The organism is Falsochrobactrum ovis, assembly GCF_003259955.1.
GTDB lineage: Bacteria > Pseudomonadota > Alphaproteobacteria > Rhizobiales > Rhizobiaceae > Brucella > Brucella ovis_A.
Genome location: NZ_QLMK01000009.1, coordinates 14372 through 36637, shown reverse-complemented (window position 1 = coordinate 36637; position 22266 = coordinate 14372). Strand labels below are relative to the sequence as shown.

Sequence of the window (22266 nt, the reverse complement as noted above, 5' to 3'; positions counted from 1 at the left end):
TCTGATCAGACGCCCCAAAGTTTATTGACGTGCGATTAACCCCTTTGGCGAATCGGCTATACCAAGCAATATGTGAAAAATGTGGAACAGTTCCGCTCAAGTTCAAATATAACCGGGAATGTGTTGGTTTTGTTTTATGAATGAGCTAGCGCTTCCTCCAGAATATGAAATGATCGGAAACAATTGTTTCCTCCATAGGCACCAAGCCACCACGAAAGGGCAATGCGCCTGATGTCGCGACAGACGGACCACAACCATCAACAACCGCTTCTCATGCCAAAGCATGGTTCCAGAGCGGGCATACGACTGCTGATCCTCGGCATCGTGCTTATCTGCACTGCTATCCTCTATGCACTCTTCCATAAGAGTTTGGGGGAGGGCTTCGCACTGGTTCTGATGGGCCTTTTGTCGATGATAGGGGTTTTTTACCTGTTCGGCATGGCGATAGGCTTGATTAGCTTTAAACAACGCGACACAGGCAAGAATTTGGCGCAAGCGTTTATGGATACGCTGCCAGAAGGTACTGTCATTGCCGATGCGCGTGGTCAGATCGTTTATGCCAACGAAGCCTATATTCGCATGACCGGCGCAACGGGCGTCGAGGATCTCCGCTCGCTCGATAATATTCTTTCACAAGAACCCGCAGCCTCCGATGCAATTTATCGCATGACCAATGCGGTGCATGATGGGCAATCCGCACAGGAGGAAGTTCGCCTTTCCAACGGATTACTCCACCCCAACGGGACAAATATTAACCCCGTATGGTATCGTATAAAGGCACGTCCTTTCGACGGCGGGGCCGAGTTTAAAGGACAACTCATTGTCTGGCAGATCGCTGATATTTCCGAAGAAAGATCCGAGCAGGAACGTTTCTTTCAAGAGCTGCAGGAAGCAATTAACCACCTTGATCATGCCCCGGCAGGGTTTTTCTCTGCAGACCCAGCGGGCCGTATCATTTATCTCAATGCGACGCTCGCTGGCTGGCTTGGTGTTGATCTGACGCAATTTGCACCCGGTTCCTTGACGCTAAACGAGATCGTTGCCGGCAGCGGAATGGCGCTTATCAAAGCGGTTAAAGCAGAACCCGGAACCAGCCGTAATACGGTGATTGATCTGGACCTCATCAAACAAAATGGGCAGAGTCTTGCCGTGCGTTTTTATCATCGCGTACAGGCAGCACGTGATGGCAGTCCGGGCACCAGCCGCACAATTGTTCTTGATCGTGCTGAAGGTGATGATGATTCGATAGCGTTACGTTCGTCTGAAGTGCGGTTTACGCGTTTCTTTAACTCCGCACCGATGGCTATTGCAGCAGTGGACGCCGAAGGGCGTACCTTGCGTACCAATGCGCGCTTCCTTGATATTTTCTCTTCCGTAGTTGATCGAGATGACATTGATCGGCGTATGAAGCTTGAGAACGTGGTGCATGAACGCGACCGTGAAGCGTTTAATAACGCGCTCGCCGCCGCATTTGCAGGGCAAGCGATTATTTCCCCGGTCGATACTGTTCTGCCGGGTAATGAAGATCGCCATATTCGCTTTTATCTTAGTGCAGTCACTGATTTGGGCGGAGAAGCGATCGAAGAAGCGGCCATTATTTCAGCTGTTGAGACCACGGAACAAAAAGCGCTCGAAAATCAAATGGCGCAAAGCCAGAAGATGCAAGCGGTTGGGCAGCTGGCTGGCGGAATTGCGCATGACTTCAACAATGTGTTGACCGCAATAATCATGTCGTCAGACTTGCTGTTGAGCAACCATCGCGCTGCTGACCCTTCATTCCCAGACATCATGAATATCAAGCAGAATGCCAATCGCGCTGCCTCGCTGGTGCGCCAATTGTTGGCATTCTCTCGCCGACAGACGCTAAGACCTGAAGTTCTTGATCTGACAGATGTTCTCGCAGATTTGCGTATGCTTCTCGCGCGCTTGGTCGGTAAAGATATCAAACTTAAGATAGAACACGGCCGAGACCTGTGGCCTGTGACGGCCGACCTCGGTCAGTTTGAGCAAGTCGCGGTCAATCTTGCGGTTAATGCGCGTGATGCGATGCCAGAAGGCGGCGAGATCACCATTCGTACGCGCAATGTCCCAGCGGAAGAAATTTCTGCCCTGCATTATCGCGATCTGCCAGAAGCCGATTATGTATTGTTCGAAGTCGAAGATAATGGCTCGGGTATACCTTCTGATATCGTCGAAAAAATCTTCGAACCTTTCTTTACCACCAAGGAAGTGGGGAAGGGCACGGGCCTCGGCCTATCGATGGTATATGGCATTATCAAGCAGACGGGCGGTTTCATTTATTGCGATTCCGAGCTTGAAAAAGGGACAACTTTTAAGATTTTCCTCCCGCGCCTGATTGTAGAAAAAGGCTCCGAGGACTCCACTGTGTCCGTTAAGAAAAAAGACGCCGAAAAAGCGACTGACCTTTCAGGATCAGCAACCGTCCTGCTGGTCGAGGATGAGGACGCAGTACGTATGGGTGGCGTGCGGGCACTGCAATCCCGCGGCTATACAGTTCATGAAGCTGCCTCCGGCGTGGAAGCATTGGAAGTGCTGGAGGAATTAGACGGTAAAGTGGATATCATCGTCTCAGACGTCGTGATGCCGGAAATGGACGGCCCCACTTTGTTACGCGAATTGCGTAAAACCTATCCGGATATAAAATTTGTCTTTGTTTCCGGCTATGCAGAAGATGCCTTCGCCCGCAATCTGCCCGAAGATGCAAAATTTGGTTTCCTTCCAAAACCGTTCTCTCTCAAACAGTTAGCTACTACTGTTAAAGAAATGCTTGAAAAAGATGACTGAGGACGACCCCAATATTGCCGGGTTGCGGTGGCGTTATGGCTGCGCAAAGAGTCAAAGCACCCTGCTGAGCAGGTCCAAGCCGCAGTAAAAAGCAAGTCGCAAATTGCTCGTAACGGATTGGTCTAAGGCGTGTTAAGCTCCGGGATGAATTTTCCATTCCATAAATCGAAAAGATTTATCGCATAATTGCCCCTGTATCATTTAAATGTCCGCGGCGTTACAGGGGCAATGGCTGTGTGGCTGCGCTAGCAGCCATGTTCCAAATGTTCCGAAACGCGAATTAATTCAGCATTTCTTTCACGCCCAAATTGCGCAAATCTTTGCCAGTAGGATTCTGGAAGGGCTGTAGATCAAATTCCGGCATCACTGCATATATATGATCAAAGATATCGGATTGGATATTTTCGTAATTAGCCCAGACGGTAGTATTGGTGAAGCAATAGACTTCTAGCGGCAAACCTTGTGGAGTGGGATCAAGTTGACGAACCAATAATGTCATTCCACCGTGAATATATGGATGGGCGCGCAGATAAGATTCAATATAGGCTCGAAATGTTCCTATATTGGTAAAGCGCCGTGTGTTGATCGGGTTGCGAGCGCGCTCGCCCAGTTTCTGGTTCCATTCAGAAATTTCTTTTTCTTTGCGCGTCAGATAATCTTTAAGGTGATCAATTGTTGCAAGCTGCTGGCGCTCCTTCTCAGTTATAAAGCGAATCGTTGATTGATCGAGGTAAATTGATCGCTTGATCCGTCTTCCGCCAGCCTGCTGCATACCTCGGTAGTTTTTCATTGGTTCGGTAATGAGTTTGCGAATTGGTAAAGTCGTGATGGTTTTATCGAAATTCTGAACTTTAACGGTGTAGAGGGCAATTTCGATCACATCACCATTTGCATCAAGGTTCTTCATTTCGATCCAATCGCCAACGCGCACCATATTAGAAGATGCGATTTGCATACTGGCTACCAGCGATAAAAGCGTGTCTTGAAATACAAGAATCAAAACCGCTGCCATCGCACCGACGCCCGACAGCAAAATGAGCGGGGATCGATCAAGCAATGTCGCTATGATCAAAACCGCTGCAATGAGATAAACAACCAGTTTGGCGACTTGAATATAGCCTTTGAGTGGCCTGTCTTTTGCCTCTTCCTTGCGTCCATAAAGCGTATCAACGACGCTCAAGAGCGAATTCAGCGCCATCGCCACTGTCAGAATGATAAATGCAATTGCCACATTGCGGACAGCAATAACTGCCGCTGTTGGAAGGCTTGGCACTGCCACAATACCTGATGCGATGATCAGGGCAGGGACAATATTTGTAAGATGGCGGATAACCCCGTGCCGCTTGAGTTCTTCATCTTGACCAAAAGTTGTCCGCTTAACAATCCTATGTAGTACCTTAAGGAAGATGAACTTGAGGAAAAAATTAGCGACTGAAGCAGTCAGAAAGAGTGCTGCTAACGCTATGATTGTGTGGGCCCAGGGATAGTTGGTGAGAAATTCCGACAAAGCATTTACCCGATTTCGCAATACGCTCAAAGGCGTGCCACCGATCAATATTTGGTAAGGTGAGCCCAGAACGAAATCAAGACGGGATTTTTGATCGAAAGCAAAACCCCGGCGTGATAGCCAGGGTTGCATTGGTCGGAGGGTAAGCTTACTAGTTGGCAGGTGCCGTTTCAGGCGATGCGGGATCAGCAGGCGTTGCCGGATCCGTAGCGGGATCAGTAGGGGTTGTGGCAGGGTCAGCAGGGGCTGCCGGGGCGGCAGGAGCCGGAGCTGTAGCATCTGGATTATCTGCATTCGACCGCGATGCTGCGGCAGGATCAGCTACTCCGTCAACGAACAGGGACGCACGATCAAAAGCGGGTGCCTCCTCAAGCTGTTCTTTGGACGCCTTTATAAATAGCCACTTTTTACCATCGCTGCGTTCAGCAAGCTGAAGCTGATCAGGGCTTACGGCGACGTCTTTTTCGCCGATCCCGAGAAATCCACCTACTCCAATGACAGCGGCTTCAATTTCGCCCTCTGCGCTCACAATCAAATCATTGAGCTTGCCCACGGACTGGGCGTCATTCGCCTCACTTTCATAGACACTTTGGCCGATAAAGCTCGAAACAAGAATCTGCCCGTCTTTAGCTTCCAGAAACCCGATAGTGTCCGTTTCTCCCGTGCGTGGATTGCCAAACATATCTTTTGAGGAAACTGGCATTTCAGAAGCGGCAGGCGCACCATCCATTGGGGCCGGGGCAGTGTCTTGTGCAAAAGCTGACCCGCTGATGAGAAGCGCGCATGTTGTCGTCAGAAGTGTGGTTCTAAGCATACCCTATCTCCTTTTCATCCGTTTTCACTGAAGAAACGAAGCTGAACCGGTTTCTGTTCCGATATTTTTTGCAAAATCCGGTTTCCAGTTCAGGAGGTAGCAATTATTCAAGAACGTTAGTTCGTAATAAAGTTGAATCATCAACTTAGTAGTGAGCAACTTTGCGACAACAAAGTAACTACACTGAAGCTTAGGCTACGAAGTATTGCAATCAGTTTGATAAGGCACACGCAAATAACTTGGAAAATTTGCGAGAATAAAAATGCGCGGATCGAATAATCCGCGCATTATATTATTTCTTAGCTACAACCACTTGTTGCGCCGCAAGTGTCACATTTCAGACAGGTGCCATTACGAACCATCGTAAAATTCTGGCATTCTGTGCAGCTATCGCCTGTATAACCCTGCATCATCGACTTCATACGACGGTCGTTTTCTAATTTCCTAGCAGAATTAGCGCTTTCGGTACGGGCAGACGCCGCTTCTGCCGCCGCCTTGTCAGAAAACAGCTCCGTCGCCGAAGGTTTTTCTGGCTGGGCTACGGGAATTGGCTGTTCATCAACGTCACGCTTGAAAGCTGTTGCTCCGTCAGTCATCAAACCAACTGTGGTTGGGCGAGACGATGATTTCAAAGTCGTTACATTAGAAGCTTGCGGTTTGGCCGCGGCCATACCTTTCGCTTCGCCCGATGGTGTGTCCTTAGGCACCAGCGAAGGCTTATATCCGCGGGTCCAGCCGGTCGACACCAGATTGGTTTTACCCTCCTGAATGCCTTTGCCAAGTGCCGTATTGGAGAAGTCGCTTGTGTCGACATGGCCAAGATCATTGCGCCCCAGATAGGAGACGGCGAGTTCACGGAAGACATAATCAATGATCGAAGTCGCGGATTTAATCGCGTCATTGCCCTGAACGATACCGGCTGGCTCGAATTTCACGAATGTGAAAGCTTCGACATATTCTTCCAGCGGCACACCATATTGCAGCCCGAGCGAAACAGCGATGGCGAAATTGTTCATCATTGCACGGAAAGCAGCGCCTTCCTTATGCATATCGATGAAGATTTCACCCAAACGGCCATCGCCAAACTCACCGGTGCGCAGATAGACCTTGTGCCCGCCCACAACCGCTTTTTGAGTGTAGCCCTGACGACGATTTGGAAGTCTTTCCCGTTCATGGACAAACTTTTCGACCACTTTTTCAACGATACGCTCTGTCACCTGAACAGCCCGTGCCGCAGCCGGCGCTTCAATCAGTGCTTCGACCGCATCATCTTCATCCTCATCATCCGCGATAAGCGATGCGTTAAGCGGCTGGGAAAGTTTGGAGCCATCACGATAAAGTGCATTAGCTTTCAAAGCCAGCTTCCAGGACAGCATATATGCGTTCTTACAGTCCTCAACCGTTGCTTCATTGGGCATATTGATCGTTTTAGAGATCGCACCCGAAATGAATGGCTGAGCCGCAGCCATCATGCGAATGTGGCTTTCAACAGAAAGATAACGCTTACCGATCTTACCGCATGGATTGGCGCAATCGAACACAGCGTAATGCTCTTCCTTAAGGAAAGGCGCACCTTCCAATGTCATAGCACCGCAAACATGAATATTGGCTGCATCAATATCCTGACGCGAAAATCCGAGCGCTGGCAGCATTTCAAACGAAAAATCGTTGAGTTGCTCATCCGTGAGCTTCAGAACTTCTTTGCAGAAATCTTCGCCCAGCGTCCATTTATTGAAGGCGAACTTGATATCAAAAGCACTCTTGAGAGCAGCATTCAGCGCTTCAATTTTCTCATCGGTAAAGCCCTTAGCCTTCAAAGAAGCAGGATTGACACCCGGAGCCTGATTGAGGTTGCCGTGACCAACCGCATAGGCCTCAATTTCAGCAATCTGGCTTTCCGAATAGCCCAATGTGCGCAAGGCTTCCGGTACGGCACGATTAATGATCTTAAAATACCCACCACCGGCAAGTTTTTTAAACTTCACCAGCGCAAAGTCAGGCTCAATACCCGTGGTGTCGCAATCCATGACCAGACCAATAGTCCCGGTTGGTGCAATGACCGTCGCCTGAGCATTGCGATAGCCATGTTTTTCACCCAATTCGAGCGCCTTATCCCAAGCGGCGCGGGCATGGGTGATCAGCGCCTGTTCGGGGCAATTTTCGGCAATCAATGCAACCGGATTGACAGCCAAGCCTTCATAGCCCTGATTTTCGCCATAGGCCGCACGGCGATGGTTGCGGATAACCCGCAGCATATTGGCTGCATTAGGTTCGTAACTTGGGAAAGCTCCAAGTTCCTTCGCCATTTCCGCCGATGTAGCATAGGCTATACCGGTCATGATTGCAGTTAATGCACCGCAAATGGCGCGGCCTTCATCGGAATCATAGGGAATGCCGGAAGTCATCAACAGGCCGCCAATATTGGCATAACCCAATCCGAGCGTACGATATTCGTAAGATAGGCGAGCAATTTCCTTGGATGGGAACTGTGCCATCATTACAGAAATCTCAAGCACGATCGTCCACAGGCGCGCCGTGTGTTCAAAAGCCTCAATATCAAACGTACCATCTTGATTGCGATAGGTCAGCAGGTTGATCGAAGCAAGATTACAAGCCGTGTCATCAAGGAACATATATTCCGAGCACGGATTTGATGCGCGGATCGGACCTTCAGCAGGGCAGGTGTGCCAATCATTCATCGTGGTGTTGAAATGTAGACCCGGATCAGCCGAGGCCCAAGCCGCATAACCGATCTTATCCCATAAATCGCGAGCCTTGAGCGTCTTCATTACGCGACCATCGCGACGTGCCGTCAAGTTCCAGTCGCCATCATTTTCCACTGCGCGCAGAAACTCATCTTTCAGAGAAACAGAATTGTTTGAATTCTGACCTGAAACCGTCAGATAGGCTTCCGAATCCCAGTCTGTATCATAGGTCTGGAACTCAATATCCGTGTAACCTTGGCGTGCGAACTGAATGACACGTTGCACATAGTTTTCCGGAACTTGGTTCTTTTTGGCTGCTTTGATCTCGCGTTTGAGCGCAGGGTTTTTGAGCGGATCGAAGCAATCATCATTATGACCTTCGCAATTAACGCAGGCTTTCATAATGGCGACGAGATGTTGCTTAACGATTTTGGAGCCGGTGACGAGGGCGGCAACTTTCTGCTCCTCTTTCACCTTCCATTCGATATATTCTTCAATATCGGGGTGATCGACATCAACAACCACCATCTTCGCAGCACGACGGGTCGTGCCGCCTGATTTGATCGCACCAGCAGCACGGTCACCAATTTTGAGGAAGCTCATCAGGCCCGATGACTTGCCACCGCCCGAAAGCTTTTCACCCGCGCCACGCAAATGCGAGAAGTTAGACCCGGTACCCGAACCATATTTAAACAGGCGCGCTTCACGCACCCAGAGATCCATGATACCGCCTTCATTGACGAGATCATCCTGAACAGACTGGATAAAGCAGGCGTGGGGCTGTGGATGTTCATAAGCCGATTTTGACTTGTTAAGCTTGCCGGTCTGCCAATCAACATAATAATGCCCTTGGCCCGGACCATCGATACCATAGGCCCAGTGGAGACCCGTATTAAACCATTGAGGGCTGTTTGGCGCTACGCGCTGCGTCGCCAGCATATAGGCAAGCTCGTCACGGAAGGCTTTCGCGTCTTCTTCCGAATCGAAATATCCACCTTTCCAGCCCCAATAGGTCCAAGTACCGGCCAGGCGATCGAAAACCTGACACGCATCCATTTCCGAGCCAAAACGCTCATCTTCCGGAAGTTCGGCCAATGCAGCTTCATCCGGAACTGAACGCCACAGCCAGGACGGAACATTGTTCTCTTCGACCTTTTTCACGCGAGCGGGAACACCCGCCTTGCGGAAATATTTCTGCGCCAGAATGTCTGCAGCCACCTGACTGAACTGCGCAGGAACATTAATGTTCTCAAGGCGGAACACGATCGAACCGTCTGGATTCTTGATCTCACTGATCGTCTTACGGAATTCAATATCCGCATAGGCCGACTGGTTCTCTTTGGTAAAACGGCGCTCGATCTTCATCTGTCCCATCCAAACAATCTAGATATAGTAGTCCCGCCAACAGCTTCTTGCCCAAAAGCTCGCTTCCTGTTGGATTGATCTCTAATCACCTAACCGATAAGGCCGGTGATGGTTTCGAAGAGCCCAGCCCTCCTGAAAAATTCCGGTCATTTTGGCTTCCTGGATGCCGACATGACTGCACGCAACGCCATCGCTAATCAATAAATGCTTAGCGATGCTTTGCTCTATATAGTACCCTACCACGACAAAAGCCACTAAATCTAGTATAAAATCGACAATTACCCGCGGATTATTTTTTAAAAAATAGACGTAAACCCAATTTTGAAAATAAAAATTTATCGGCGGTGCTGCAAGTGTGAACACAGCGCCCGCTCAAAAATAACTCCAACTAAGTGAGGAAAGACCGAAGGATAAAACGCTCAGCCCACGCTACTTACGCAACGATAATCATATAAAAAGCGACTCGCTCATTAGGGTCAAGCCTTGCTTCTTAATAAACAGCCTACCCCTATATATTGTGGGGACGAGTAGGGTGAAATGTGGATAACGGGGAGAACGCAGACAATTATAATGACATTGAATACAAACTCGGTCTTCGGATTTATTCGGTCCAAAAACCGAGCGCCATATGAGCATATTTCCCGGGAACAATCATTCAGTCGCGAAGAATGAATGCTGGGCGCTGAATTGTCGAAGAATCTCTTTCAACCCTTCTTCATCGACGCGCTCCGCTGCCTCGATAGGGCTTATCCATAAGCAATTTCGCTGATCACGCTCTGGCCAGCTTTCCGCTTGCTCCAGAAACCGCAACAGAAATACCGAAACGGTAAATTTATTAAGTCGTTCTGGTGGCAGATCATTTTTGCAATAATCAAATTGTCCGATCGGGTGGGGGAACAATTCACCATGAATGCCAGCTTCTTCATATGCTTCGCACGCCGCGGTTTCTGCTAGGGTGCGACCCACTTGCGGCCAGCCTTTAGGTATGACCCAGCGGCCAGTTCCCCTGCTGGTAATCAGCAGGATCTGCAACTTGTCCTTTTTAAAGCGATAGACTAGGGCCGCAACCTGCTGCAAACGGCCAGAAGGCGTAAGGATACGCTTTTCCTTCGCAACAAATTTTTGAGCCGCTGTTTTCAATCTAAAAGCCTTAAATTTTCAACTAAGCTATGCGATTCGAAAAAAGCACAACAGTTCTCCGTTACTGCCCTCCAGAACAGCAACGGACGAATCAAACATCGCCACATCTTATCTGATGAGCAAACATCCGCTGCTAATCTTAGTCAGTGATTGTGACGATGATATTACCAGATTTGCAGTTCAAATCTTTTGATTTAGCCCCGCTTACCTTGCGCGATCGGCTCTTGGTAAGTGAAGCCCATATCCCATGGAAAATATATCCAAGTATCCTGCGAAACTTCGGTAATAAATGTGTCGATAAGCGGGCGTCCTTGCGGCTTTGCATATACAGTCGCAAAATGCGCTTTAGGCATCATTTCACGTACGATTGCCGCCGTTTTACCGGTATCTGTCAGATCATCGACAACAATAACCCCATCGCCCTGATTCTCAAGCAAGCCACTACCAATGCCTTTTAAAACCTGCATGTCACCTTGAGTGTCATAATCGTGATAAGATGCAATGCAGACCGTCTCGATCAAACGAATGCCGAGTTCCCGGCATATAATCGCGGCTGGAACCAATCCGCCCCGCGTGATGGCGACAATTGCTCTCCATTCGCGGTCCATATCAGCAATGCGCCAGGCGAGGGCGCGTGCATCACGGTGAAACTGGTCCCAAGAGACGGGAAAGGCTTTATCGGGCAACGACATCGAAACGCTCCGTGGATGATCCGGTCACTCAACCAGATCGATACTACTAAAATGCGCGTTGGCGGATGCCAGGCGCGCTGACCTGTCAAAATCTGCGATCACCCTACTATACTTCCGGATTAACACAGATTGATCAAAGACACTCCGCCCGGCACGGTCAGCGCCGGGTAATGCTGATAACCGCAAAAAAGCCTTTCTTGCAAGAGCTGCCTCAAATCTGCGGTCACTCGCATTCATTTTTACGCAGAGCTGAATTAGCGAGAGAATAGAGTTAGCACCGGCAGATTGTTAAGCATGGATCGGGTAACCCCACCAAAAACCAGTTCCCGGATGCGGGAATGACTATAAGCACCTAGCACCAATAGGTCCGCTCTTTCAGCAATAACATAGTCCCGCAGCACATCTTGCGCATAGCGAGAATTGGACGGGATATGTGAAAGGTTCACATTGATTCCGTGACGGGTAAGCGCACGAACAATTCCACTTCCAGCTAGCGGTTCGCCTTCATCTCGCACCGGAGCATCGACCCAAATAAGCTCGACATGCGACGCTGCTTTCAATAGGGGAAGCGCATCAAATGCCGCTCGTGCGGCTTCGCGTTTGCCGTTATATGCCACCACCACGCGATCGATGCCTTCACACGGCGTTATAGGGGCATAGGGCACCAACAGAACCGGGCAACTTGCATTAAACACTATTGGATCCGCAGATTCATGGCTCATCGTGGGATCGTTAGGGTCTGGCTGCGCCGCAACAAGCAATTCAGCCCCATAGCATGAAGTAAGTACAGCCTCGGCAGCAGTTCCCGATTCCGACCGTGCAATTTTATATTCATGGGGAAGGCCCAGCCGATCCATTTCTGTCTGAAAAGCTGCTTTTAATTTTGACGACAGCTCATTGTGCTGTTTGTCATGCAACTCGAACATGCCCGGATCGATAAATCCATTCGGATCGGCATAAACAATGGGCGATGGTATCGAATAAAGGCCAATAACATGAATATCTGGCAACTTACCCATCACCGCTCGAATAGCAGTGACCACACGCGCTAGCTCGTTTTCACTTCGGGAGTATGCAACTAACGTCTTATAAGACATATTTAACCTCCTTCAGGCTGCTTTTAGTTTATCATAATATGAGCCTGACCTAACAATGGTAATTCTTTGGGATTCATGCAGCACCTTGCTTTTCAAGCTGTGTGATCATCTCCTTGATAGCCTGTACCGCTGCATCTATTGCATTTTCATCTGCTCCCCGAACCACCAATTCAGTGCTAAACTGACCATTTTCGAATTTCGGATAAGATCCAATGACCGTGTTCGAATGTTGGTTTTGAATGTCAGTCAACGGGGCACCGATAACGCCTTCTCCAAACGCACAATGAACGGTTTTGGACATTAGCTTGCGACCCATGCGAAGACGGGGCAACACATTGTGAATCATAGCCTGAAAAACAGACGGCACCCCGGCCATCACAAATACATTCCCTATCTGAAAGCCAGGAGCAGCGGAAACTGGGTTATCAATATGTTGCGCTCCCCTGGGCATTCTCGCCATTCGCTGGCGGGAAGGTGTGAATTCCAGTCCACGTGTGGCGTAATTTTCTGCTAGCAGCTTCATCGCTTTTTCATCGTAAATACAGTCGAGCCCAAACGCTTTTGAAACTGCATCCGCAGTGATGTCATCATGAGTTGGCCCGATGCCTCCCGATGTAAACACGTAATCAAAACGATGCCGCAGCGCGTTTAATGCCTCCACTATCGCTGATTCATCGTCAGCAACAATCCTCACTTCTTTCAGATCAATACCCGCTGCCGTCAGTACATCAGCTAAATGGCCGATATTTTTATCTTTGGTCCGCCCGAAAAGGAGTTCATCTCCAATAGCGAGCATTGCAGCAGTCACAGTCTGCTGTTCAACAGTGGTCATCCGCAACTCCATTTTTGTTTCAGATTAATCTCTGGGCGGAGACCCCCGCAACTAAATTAAGCATAGTTCCAACACGAACTTATAATTCGCTTCACTGTCATGTCGTTCAGGCCAGAAGAGCTTGAAACCAACCAAGCTAGTTGTGTAAATGCGTGAAGTGGCTTGAAATTATGTCGCAAATCATGACATACACAATTCGAGCTGCGGACGTGGAGAAACTGGTAAACTCAGCAGACTTAAAATCTGCCGCCACTACAATGGCTTACGGGTTCGACCCCCGTCGTCCGCACCAATTTCAAACTAAAAATGGCGCGATCATAAAAATCTTGCCTTGTCTGCAACGTTAGTCGCATGTAGCCATTCAGCAAAAGCTGAATGATTGGAATAGATAATGGCCACCTTCCTTGAAGCCGTGAAAAAAGCTCATGGTGATATGCATGAGCTGTTTCCAGAGACGCCCTTGCAGCACAATGAATATCTCTCTCGCAAATATGGCGCTGAGATCTGGCTTAAGCGGGAAGATTTGACGCCAGTTCGCTCCTATAAGATCCGCGGCGCACTCAATTTCATTTCTCATGCGGTCAAAACCCTCGATAAAAACGCGGTTTTTGTCTGTGCATCTGCCGGTAATCATGCGCAAGGATTCGCATTTACTTGTAGGCATTTCGCCCGCAAGGGTGTAATTTTTATGCCAGTCACCACCCCCCAGCAAAAAATCGATAAAACACGGGCTTTCGGTGGCGAGTTTGTCGACATTCGGCTGGTGGGCGATATTTTTGATGTTTGCTATGCTGCCGCGCAAGAATATGCTGCAAACAATAATGGCATAATGGTGCCGCCTTTTGACCATCCAAAGATTATGGAAGGCCAAGCCACTGTTGCCTTAGAAATTGTCGAGCAATTGCCCGGAGATAAACAAGCTGATTTGATCTTTTTGCCAGTGGGTGGGGGCGGGCTGTCGGGCGGCGTCACCCATTACCTCAGTGTGCTTGGCTGGACCTGTCAATTTCGGTTCATAGAGCCGCAAGGAGCTGCAAGCCTCAAATTGAGTCTGGAAGCAGGAAAAAGAATTAAACTTCCAACCGTTGATAATTTTGTCGATGGCGCCGCGGTTGCAGAAATTGGCAAGGAAAACTTCAAGTTTCTAAAAAATTTCAATGCTGAAAATGTAATTGCGGTCCCCGAAAACCGTTTATGTTCGACAATGGTCGAGATGCTCAACATTGAAGGCGTTGTGCTTGAACCTGCGGGCGCGCTTGGCATTGATGCGCTGAAAGACTTCAAAAAAAGCGAGCTAAAAGGCAAAACTATTGTCATTGTTGTTTCAGGCGGCAACTTCGATTTCGAACGTCTCCCCGATGTTCGAGAGCGTGCACTACGCTACGAAGGACTAAAGAAATATTTCATTTTCCGCTTCCCGCAACGCCCCGGTGCATTGCGTTCTTTTCTTGATTTACTAGGGCCCGACGATGATGTTGCCCGGTTTGAATATCTTAAAAAATCAGCGCGAAATTTTGGTTCGGTGCTAATTGGTATCGAAACCAAGGAACCATCAAGGTTTAAAATCCTCGAAAAGAAATTCACCGAAGCCGGCTGGGCCTTTCAGGATATCACGGATAACCAAGTTTTGGCGGATTTCATCATTTAACAGCAGGATTCTTGCGAAAATATTTGCTTTTTCATCGAGAAAAGGCCATATGCCCGTCAGGCGCATGGGCTGAATATGTTCAGCTTTCCCGGACTAGGACTTGTTGCGTCTCGTCTTTTGCTTTCGAAATGGTTCGCTTGCAAAAGAACCTCAACCATTGTTGGGGCACGGCTGCGCAAGTCGCTGGGATTTTCATCCGGCGTCCCGTCGTATCATCAAAAAATTTTATTGGGCAAGTTGCGCTTGTTCCGAGTTTTAAAGCGGATTACCCATCAATGGATCCGTTGAAAGAGATTGAATTGACCGAAGAAATAACTGGCGGCTTTGCCGCACTCGGCGTGACTGGAATATTGCTTAAAGGCGTAGAGGCAGCGGGTCTAACCGAACCAAAGCCAATCCAGGCTCAGGCTATTCCGCATCAATTGCAGGGTAGGGATATTCTGGGTATTGCGCAAACTGGTTCTGGCAAGACGGCGGCCTTCAGCCTTCCCATCTTGCAGCAAATCATCGCTCTGGGAGATAAGCGAAAGGGCAAAACAGCTCGCGCTTTGATCCTTGCACCCACCCGTGAACTTGCGGTCCAGATCGAAGAAACCATCCGCTCCGTTGCTAAAAATGCACATATATCAACGGCACTTGTTCTGGGCGGCGTTTCACGCTTAAGCCAGATCAAACGTATGCAGCCGGGCGTCGACATATTGATCGCCACGCCGGGACGCTTGACCGATCTTGTGCGTGAGAATTCTATTGATCTGTCGGAAACGCGTTGGTTGGTTCTTGATGAGGCTGATCGCATGCTTGATATGGGCTTCATCAATGATGTGAAGCGCATTGCTAAAGGCACGCATAAAGACCGTCAGACGGCGCTGTTCTCGGCAACTATGCCGAAAGAAATCGCAAAACTCGCTCAGGCGCTCCTGCGCGATCCTGTGCGCGTCGAAGTCGCACCACAGGGAACAACTGCCGCTGAAATCACGCAGGTGGTCCATCCGGTACCAACGCGGGAAAAACGTCGTCTGCTTTCCGCGATGCTGACAAATCCAGATATGAAATCGGTTATCGTTTTCACCCGCACCAAACATGGTGCGGATGCGGTGGTGCGGCATCTTGAGCGAGATGGGTACGATGTGGCTGCAATCCACGGAAATAAGTCCCAAAATGCTCGACAGCGCGCATTGACAGGTTTTCGTTCCGGCGCTTTGCGCATTCTGGTTGCCACGGATATTGCCGCTCGCGGCATCGACGTTCCAGGTATCAGTCACGTTGTAAATTACGATTTGCCTGACGAGCCTGAAACCTATGTTCACCGTATCGGGCGTACCGGACGCAACGGTGCCAGCGGTGCATCGATAACACTTTACGATCCGGCGACAGAAGAATCCAAATTGCGGGCTGTTGAACGCGTTACTCGCACCAAGCTCGCGATTACAGATGCTCCGGTAAAGCCAGCTCCTGCACCGGCACCTATCGCTAATTCCGGGGCGGACGGGCGGCCACAGCGCAATCGTAAACCCGCTTCCCAAAAGCCGGCACAGAAAAACCGTCGTCCTGAGCAAAAAGCAAGCGAACATCGACAAGCAGTTGCTCCCAAGGCCACGACGAATGGCGATATGCTTACGCAAACAAAACGTCCATTTCGGCGTAAACGCCGCAATTCTTCCGGTGCCCCAAAGGCTGCATGACAGGATATGAAGTGAGTTTTCTTCGAAACCGCTCCGAAAGGGGCGGTTTTTTCATAGGCGCAAAGAATTAAGGCGTGAAATTACAAGTGGTGACTAAAATTGGGCGGCTACTTGCTTGAAGAATGAACAGCTTACCCATAATTTCCTTTCAATTGAAAGGATACAGGCCATGCATAACACTGTCCTCGACGCTATCGGCAACACGCCGCTGATCCGTTTAAAGAAAGCTTCTGAGCTCACGGGGTGTGAGATTTATGGTAAGGCCGAATTTTTGAACCCTGGCCAGTCTGTTAAAGATCGCGCAGCACTTTATATCATTCGCGATGCGGAAAAACGCGGATTGCTCAAGCCGGGCGGTGTGATCGTAGAAGGAACCGCAGGCAATACTGGAATTGGCCTCACTATGGTTGCGAAGGCTCTGGGTTATCGAACCGTGATTGTTATTCCCGAAACCCAAAGCCAAGAAAAGAAAGACGCACTGCGCTTGCTGGGCGCAGAGCTGATTGAAGTGCCAGCGGCACCCTATCGAAACCCGAATAATTATGTGCGTCTATCCGGCCGTCTTGCTGAACAATTGGCAAAAACCGAACCCAATGGCGCTATTTGGGCAAATCAATTTGATAATATTGCCAACAGAATCGCCCATATTGAAACCACTGCTCAAGAAATTTGGCAACAAACTGACGGCAAAATCGATGGCTTTGTTGCTGCTGTTGGATCGGGCGGGACCCTTGCCGGCACGGCTTTTGGTCTCAAAGCGAAAAATAATGACATTAAGATTGCGCTTGCCGATCCACTCGGCGCGGCTCTCCATTCTTTTTATACAACCGGAGAACTCAAGTCTGAAGGTGATTCCATTACCGAGGGCATAGGGCAGGGGCGTATCACTGCTAATCTTGAAGGTTTCAAACCCGATTTTTCCTATCAGATCACCGATGCCACAGCGCTCGAAATCTTATTCGATCTTGTGCAGGAGGAGGGGCTTTGCCTTGGAGGTTCTACCGGCATCAATATTGGCGGTGCCATTCGTCTTGCCAAAGAACTTGGTCCGGGCCACACAATCGTGACCGTTTTGTGTGATTATGGTAATCGGTATCAATCCAAACTCTTCAATCCGAATTTCTTGCGCTCAAAAAACCTTCCCGAACCAAGCTGGCTCACCACAAAAGCCCAATTCAATATACCTTACGAGGACTAGCCATGGCCTATGAGACTGAAGCTCTTTTCCGTGAAGATCCTTATTTATCGACCGCGGAAAGCTCGGTGCTGGCAATCAATGTGGATGGCGGCATAATCCTCGATCGTACGATTTTCTATGCAACTTCTGGTGGGCAGCCTGGTGACACAGGCTATTTTGAGCGTGCCGACGGATCGCGTATGGAAATTATCGCGACCCAAACGGGCGAGACTAAAAACGAAATCGTTCACATGCCCGCAGACGGACAACCAACACTTCAAATCGGGGAAAAACTCACACTCCACCTTAATTGGCAGCGCCGATATAAGTTAATGCGCATGCATACCGCCTGCCATTTACTATCAGTCGTTTGTCCGTTTCCCATTACAGGTGCCGCAGTAGGCGAAGAGGAAAGCCGGGTGGACTTTGATCTACCAGACCCTAGTTACACCAAGGAACTTGTCACAGAAAAGCTGATGGAGCTTGTTAACGCAAACGAAGCAATAAGTTATCATTGGATCACCGATAATGATTTGCTTTCAAACCCCGATCTCATAAAATCCAAGAACGTTCGTCCTCCGATCGGAACCGGTCGCATTCGGATGGTAGCTATAGGAGAAAATGGCTCCATAGACTCGCAACCTTGCGGTGGAACCCATGTTTCACAAACGAATGAAGTCGGCGAAATTTATATTGGAAAGATTGAGAAAAAGGGAAAGGAAAACCGACGATTTCGTATTCGGTTTGGTACGAACCCGCAAGTCTGAACAAATCCTTGGGAGAAAACATGTCTGAAAAAAGCGCCTACGTCATTTCTCGTGAAGCACTCAAGGATCGACTCGGAGAACCGGGCCTTTCTATCATAGATGCATCTTGGTATTTGCCCGCCTCGGGCCGCAACGCACGCGAAGAATATGATGCAGCCCATATTCCCGGTGCCATATTTTTTGACCAAGACCAGATCGCAGATCCGGATTCCACATTACCACATACTTTGCCGTCACCGGAATATTTCGCACGCATGGTAGGATCAATGGGCATAACTGCCGATGAAACCGTGGTTATTTATGATGGTCCCGGCATGTTTTCCGCACCGCGTGTATGGTGGATGTTCCGAATTATGGGCGTCAAAAATGCGTTGGTGCTGGATGGCGGGTTCGATAATTGGAAAAAAGCTGGTTTTCCGACCACAGATGAAGTCACCAAAATCGCGCCATCGCTTTTCAAACCTGCATTTGATCAAAGCAAAGTGGTGCTATTTCACGAAATGGTAGAAATTGTTGAAAAACGCACCGCGCAGATTGCCGATGCGCGAGCTGCCGGCCGCTTTACCGGTCGCGATGCTGAGCCGCGTGCTGGCATGCGTTCTGGCCATATGCCGGGTGCGCGAAATGTGCCAGTAAATACGCTATCAGAAAAAGGCGAATTGAAAGATCTCGCAAGCCTTCGCAAAATTTTTGACGAGGCCGGTATTGATCTCAACAAACCTGTGGTGACGAGTTGCGGATCCGGTGTGACGGCCGCTGTTATCACATTGGCACTTGCTTCGTTAGGACATGAAGATAACCGGCTGTATGATGGCTCTTGGAGCGAATGGGGCAGTCGTCCCGACACGCCAGTCGTTTTGGGTGAAGCGGATTAATGGCTGAAAAACTCCACGCCAGAATTACCTATCTAGCCATGACCGAGCGGCCTAATATGGCCGCTCCGGCACCTGCTGGTATAAGAATGGCGATAATGCGTGCCAGCGATATGCCCTTGCATTTTTATCGCTATCTCTATGAACGTATCGGACGCCAGCATCATTGGATGCTTCGGCGATTGCAGACGAATGAGGAATTGGCGGCGATCATCCATTCCGACAAGACTGAAATACACATTTTATACGTCAATGGATGCCCAGCGGGTTTTGTTGAAATCGATATTTCAAAGCTGCCCGAACGCGCGGAAATCGTTTATTTTGGCCTGATAAGCGAATATCAGGGCAGGGGGTTGGGAAGGTTTTTTCTGAGTGAAGCTGTAGCAAATGCTTGGGCGCACGGGCCTGAAAAGGTGACAATCAGCACCAACAGCCTTGATAGCCCTTACGCCTTACAACTCTATCAGAAAATCGGTTTTACTCCAATCGGCTGGTCAGAAGAAGAAGTTGAACCCTGGCACTGACGCATCAATAGTGAGCTGAACTGCGCCCATCATTGATTGATACTATCGTCGTATCGGGCACGTCATCCCACTCTTTATCAGAAACAACACAATTACGGCCCCGTTGCTTTGCCATATAGAGATGCCGATCAGCCCGGCTAAGGACCTGAGAGTTCGTCTCGTGTTTAGCCGCAACAGCCACACCCACGCTAATGGTTAGCGGATAGATTTTATTATCAGTGGCATAGAAAGGCGTATTCTCAACTTCAGCGCGTATTCGCTCAGCGACATGGTTCCCCACCTCCAAGCTAGCACTGGGTAAAAAGACACAAAATTCTTCACCGCCGATGCGCCCAACAAGATCGCCTTTGCGTGTTACATTCTGAAGCGCAAACGCAATGAGTTTCAATGCACGGTCACCTGTACCATGCCCATAAGTGTCGTTAATGCTTTTAAAATGATCGGCATCGACGACTAATACCATGCCGGTATTAATGCGAGACCGGCTCACCTTCATCGCTTCAAAAAGCGCTTCACGATTAAGCAAACCCGTCATGTGATCCATTCGAGACCGCGCTTGTAGCTCAGAATGCGCCGTCTCAAGATCTTCATATGCTTCTTTTAGCTTATTATGCTGAATAAAAATATAGGTGAGGGGAGGAAACATCATCAAAAAAGGCAGGGTTATATCCACGCCCAGACCGAACCCTAAACCGAGCTTTTCGCTTAATTTCCCAACTTCGCTACCAAATCCCCCAGGCTAATAGAAGTGAAATAGCCGTCAATACGGCCGTCACTAATGACGCCTTTACAAATGCCGCTTTCATATGCCGCCCCCAAGCAAGACACGGATCACGATAAGACGACCTTCTTGAAAAAATGAATTTCGTCAAATTAACTTCGGTGAAGTTATGCCAGCTATAATAGCAACCTGTTATTAAATGCAACTAAAAGTAGCCGTCACTGTTTATGCTACTTAAAAAATACAAAGATCGCAATCAACAAAATGAGAGCACCGAAAACGGTCTCATTATATTGCCGTCGACCCTCGGTTTTCGGTTAAAAAACGGCAAGATATTTTAAAAGTGAAACAATACCCAAAATGATGACGATCACCTGAGCTATTTGCTTCACACGTCCGTCGAGCGGCAACATGTTGATTAGATATAATATAAGGAAAACAACGAGAACCGTTACGAGCAGACTAATTAAAACAGACATAAGCGGATAGACCCTTTCCCGAACAGATCAGTTCGCAAAACTCGTTTAATACGATATGCTAAATAACGTTCTTAATAGAACTTCGTTCCACTTGGTTTGCGTTAACGCCTGCCTGAATTTGATATTGGCAATCTAACGATAGACACAGTCGGAATTTTTGACATCTTAATTTAGATAACCACGCGCTATTTCGGTCCAATGAACTGAACCGCAACTAAACCAATCCAGAGTTGTGCTTTCGGGATGTCGCCCAATGAAAGCGGCCCTAGTGCCTTATAGGGCCGGGGACAAAGTGGCAGCTTAATCGTGTAGCGGGATCAAAATAACGGTTAGCGTAATTCGCAAGCAGGGAACAAGCCTAAAGCCAATAGGCGTCGCTCATATAGCCAACCCATGTATCACATAATATGGATTATGGAACCGATTGATGACTATAGTAATGTCATAGGTCGCATCAGAGCTGACACCTGCGGCAGCTAATGCGTGTCATGCATTACTAAATACGTGAACGCATTGTGGGCCAGATAGACAAGACTGCATTGCCAAACGGTTTAGCTACGATAATTCCTATCATAGCTTTCGTGCAATATAGAGATGGCCCGGCACCGGCTCGGTCTGTTCTCTTCGCACAATAATATTTTTGCAGATCACACATTCAAGCTGGTTATCAATAAGCACTCTACGGACATATTGCTCAGCGTGAGCGAAGCGCTGATAAGCACCAACGATAAAGTCCCGGCCGCCGAGTTGATCTGCCGATAATGTTTCACTTGAAAAAGCAAAATATCCGCCTGGCTTCAAATGTGCGGACACGCCCGCAAACAAACGCTCCAATTCTCCCATATACGGCAACACATCCGTCGAGATGATCAAATCCCACTGGCCCTCGTCCCAAGTTTCGAGAAACTTGACCACTTCGCCCACATAAAGAGCATCGTAATCGCCTTTTTCAAAAGCGACTTCAATCATATTTTCGGAAATGTCGACGCCGGTTTTATGGCTGGCCATATCGTCCAGCGCATCTGCAGAAAGGCCGGTTCCGCAGCCAAGATCAAGCATTCGATCTGCTTGAAATTCATTGTCAATTTCAAGCAAAGTTTCACGCACCTGCAGCGGAACATCATATCCCAACTGATCAACAAGTATGGAATCAAACATTTCTGCATGTTGATCAAAAAGAGTGCTGACATAAGCGTCCGGTGCTTTCGGTGGAACTTGGCCTCGGCCCATACTCGCTAGGCGTACCGCTGCACCGCCATGATCATCCGGATCAATTTCAAGAACTTTTCGATATGCTTCAGCCGCAGCATTAAAATCGCCAGATTTTTCTAAATCTAACGCCCTATTATATGCTTCCGCCAAAGCCTCTTGGTCGAATGTTTTCGGCGCATCTGCACTACCATTTTGTTGGGTCATATTTGCCTATCTTGTTGTGATGC

15 protein-coding genes, 1 tRNA gene and 2 pseudogenes are annotated in these 22266 nt (G+C 48.8%); 8 read left to right on the top strand and 10 right to left on the bottom strand.

The annotated features are described in order from the left end of the window. Nucleotides 1–231 precede the first annotated feature (231 nt). Nucleotides 232–2805 carry a cell cycle histidine kinase CckA gene (cckA, locus tag C7374_RS11015; protein WP_111575682.1) on the top strand — a complete coding sequence of 858 codons (2574 nt, stop codon included), beginning with the start codon at nt 232–234 and terminating at the stop codon, nt 2803–2805. Between the two features lie 280 nt (nt 2806–3085). Here cckA and C7374_RS11010 read toward each other — a convergent pair whose 3' ends face one another. The 7 genes from C7374_RS11010 to C7374_RS10975 form a co-directional block, all read right to left on the bottom strand. Next, nucleotides 3086–4312, bottom strand: a complete 1227-nt coding sequence (locus C7374_RS11010; protein ID WP_111575735.1) for a mechanosensitive ion channel family protein — start codon at nt 4310–4312, stop codon at nt 3086–3088. Nucleotides 4313–4463: 151 nt separating this feature from the next. Continuing rightward, the gene (locus C7374_RS11005; RefSeq protein ID WP_111575681.1) at nt 4464–5126 is read right to left on the bottom strand and encodes a PRC-barrel domain-containing protein; all 663 of its coding nucleotides are present in this window, start codon (nt 5124–5126) and stop codon (nt 4464–4466) included. 299 nt (nt 5127–5425) lie between these two features. Then, nucleotides 5426–9196 carry a vitamin B12-dependent ribonucleotide reductase gene (locus C7374_RS11000; protein WP_111575680.1) on the bottom strand — a complete coding sequence of 1257 codons (3771 nt, stop codon included), beginning with the start codon at nt 9194–9196 and terminating at the stop codon, nt 5426–5428. A gap of 651 nt (nt 9197–9847) precedes the next feature. After that, nucleotides 9848–10336, bottom strand: a complete 489-nt coding sequence (locus tag C7374_RS10990; protein WP_111575678.1) for an NUDIX hydrolase — start codon at nt 10334–10336, stop codon at nt 9848–9850. Nucleotides 10337–10530: 194 nt separating this feature from the next. Then, a complete protein-coding gene (gpt, locus tag C7374_RS10985) occupies nt 10531–11028 on the bottom strand; it encodes a xanthine phosphoribosyltransferase (RefSeq protein WP_111575677.1) in 498 nt (165 codons plus the stop codon). A 254-nt stretch (nt 11029–11282) separates the two neighbouring features. Continuing rightward, nucleotides 11283–12125 (bottom strand): universal stress protein, encoded by an 843-nt coding sequence (locus C7374_RS10980; RefSeq protein WP_111575676.1) that lies wholly within the window; start codon nt 12123–12125, stop codon nt 11283–11285. Nucleotides 12126–12198: 73 nt separating this feature from the next. Then, nucleotides 12199–12957: a competence/damage-inducible protein A gene (locus tag C7374_RS10975; protein ID WP_111575675.1), complete on the bottom strand. Its 759-nt coding sequence runs from the start codon at nt 12955–12957 to the stop codon at nt 12199–12201. 203 nt (nt 12958–13160) lie between these two features. Here C7374_RS10975 and C7374_RS10970 point away from each other — a divergent pair. The 7 genes and pseudogenes from C7374_RS10970 to C7374_RS10940 all read left to right on the top strand — a co-directional run bounded on the left by C7374_RS10970 (nt 13161) and on the right by C7374_RS10940 (nt 19627). Further along, nucleotides 13161–13249: transfer RNA gene (locus C7374_RS10970), tRNA-Leu, on the top strand. 99 nt (nt 13250–13348) lie between these two features. After that, a complete protein-coding gene (gene ilvA / locus C7374_RS10965) occupies nt 13349–14605 on the top strand; it encodes a threonine ammonia-lyase IlvA (RefSeq protein WP_111575674.1) in 1257 nt (418 codons plus the stop codon). A gap of 23 nt (nt 14606–14628) precedes the next feature. Beyond that, a pseudogene (locus tag C7374_RS10960) lies at nt 14629–16287 on the top strand (DEAD/DEAH box helicase). 169 nt (nt 16288–16456) lie between these two features. Next, complete coding sequence (locus C7374_RS10955) at nt 16457–17485, top strand: cysteine synthase A (protein ID WP_111575673.1); 1029 nt, start codon at nt 16457–16459, stop codon at nt 17483–17485. Between the two features lie 2 nt (nt 17486–17487). Next, nucleotides 17488–18231 (top strand): alanyl-tRNA editing protein, encoded by a 744-nt coding sequence (locus C7374_RS10950; RefSeq protein WP_111575672.1) that lies wholly within the window; start codon nt 17488–17490, stop codon nt 18229–18231. 20 nt (nt 18232–18251) lie between these two features. Beyond that, a complete protein-coding gene (gene sseA, locus C7374_RS10945) occupies nt 18252–19106 on the top strand; it encodes a 3-mercaptopyruvate sulfurtransferase (RefSeq protein WP_111575671.1) in 855 nt (284 codons plus the stop codon). Continuing rightward, a complete protein-coding gene (locus C7374_RS10940; protein ID WP_111575670.1) occupies nt 19106–19627 on the top strand; it encodes a GNAT family N-acetyltransferase in 522 nt (173 codons plus the stop codon). The genes sseA and C7374_RS10940 overlap by 1 nt, the downstream gene beginning before the upstream one ends. Nucleotides 19628–19631: 4 nt before the next feature. On the opposite strand, the pseudogene C7374_RS10935 reads toward C7374_RS10940, so the two are convergent. The 3 genes and pseudogenes from C7374_RS10935 to C7374_RS10925 form a co-directional block, all read right to left on the bottom strand. Next, a pseudogene (locus C7374_RS10935) lies at nt 19632–20354 on the bottom strand (GGDEF domain-containing protein); the annotation flags it as partial. A 311-nt stretch (nt 20355–20665) separates the two neighbouring features. After that, nucleotides 20666–20827, bottom strand: a complete 162-nt coding sequence (locus tag C7374_RS10930; protein WP_111575668.1) for a Thivi_2564 family membrane protein — start codon at nt 20825–20827, stop codon at nt 20666–20668. Nucleotides 20828–21397: 570 nt separating this feature from the next. Next, the gene (locus tag C7374_RS10925; protein WP_111575667.1) at nt 21398–22243 is read right to left on the bottom strand and encodes a class I SAM-dependent methyltransferase; all 846 of its coding nucleotides are present in this window, start codon (nt 22241–22243) and stop codon (nt 21398–21400) included. Nucleotides 22244–22266 lie beyond the last annotated feature (23 nt).

Coding starts and splice junctions, on each gene's coding strand:
- C7374_RS10975 (WP_111575675.1), bottom strand. CDS start 12,957: ATGACCACTGTTGAACAGCAGACTGTGACTGCTGCAATGCTCGCTATT.
- C7374_RS10940 (WP_111575670.1), top strand. CDS start 19,106: ATGGCTGAAAAACTCCACGCCAGAATTACCTATCTAGCCATGACCGAG.
- C7374_RS10980 (WP_111575676.1), bottom strand. CDS start 12,125: ATGTCTTATAAGACGTTAGTTGCATACTCCCGAAGTGAAAACGAGCTA.
- C7374_RS10930 (WP_111575668.1), bottom strand. CDS start 20,827: ATGTCTGTTTTAATTAGTCTGCTCGTAACGGTTCTCGTTGTTTTCCTT.
- C7374_RS11005 (WP_111575681.1), bottom strand. CDS start 5,126: ATGCTTAGAACCACACTTCTGACGACAACATGCGCGCTTCTCATCAGC.
- sseA (WP_111575671.1), top strand. CDS start 18,252: ATGTCTGAAAAAAGCGCCTACGTCATTTCTCGTGAAGCACTCAAGGAT.
- C7374_RS11000 (WP_111575680.1), bottom strand. CDS start 9,196: ATGAAGATCGAGCGCCGTTTTACCAAAGAGAACCAGTCGGCCTATGCG.
- cckA (WP_111575682.1), top strand. CDS start 232: ATGTCGCGACAGACGGACCACAACCATCAACAACCGCTTCTCATGCCA.
- C7374_RS10925 (WP_111575667.1), bottom strand. CDS start 22,243: ATGACCCAACAAAATGGTAGTGCAGATGCGCCGAAAACATTCGACCAA.
- gpt (WP_111575677.1), bottom strand. CDS start 11,028: ATGTCGTTGCCCGATAAAGCCTTTCCCGTCTCTTGGGACCAGTTTCAC.
- C7374_RS10955 (WP_111575673.1), top strand. CDS start 16,457: ATGCATAACACTGTCCTCGACGCTATCGGCAACACGCCGCTGATCCGT.
- ilvA (WP_111575674.1), top strand. CDS start 13,349: ATGGCCACCTTCCTTGAAGCCGTGAAAAAAGCTCATGGTGATATGCAT.
- C7374_RS10950 (WP_111575672.1), top strand. CDS start 17,488: ATGGCCTATGAGACTGAAGCTCTTTTCCGTGAAGATCCTTATTTATCG.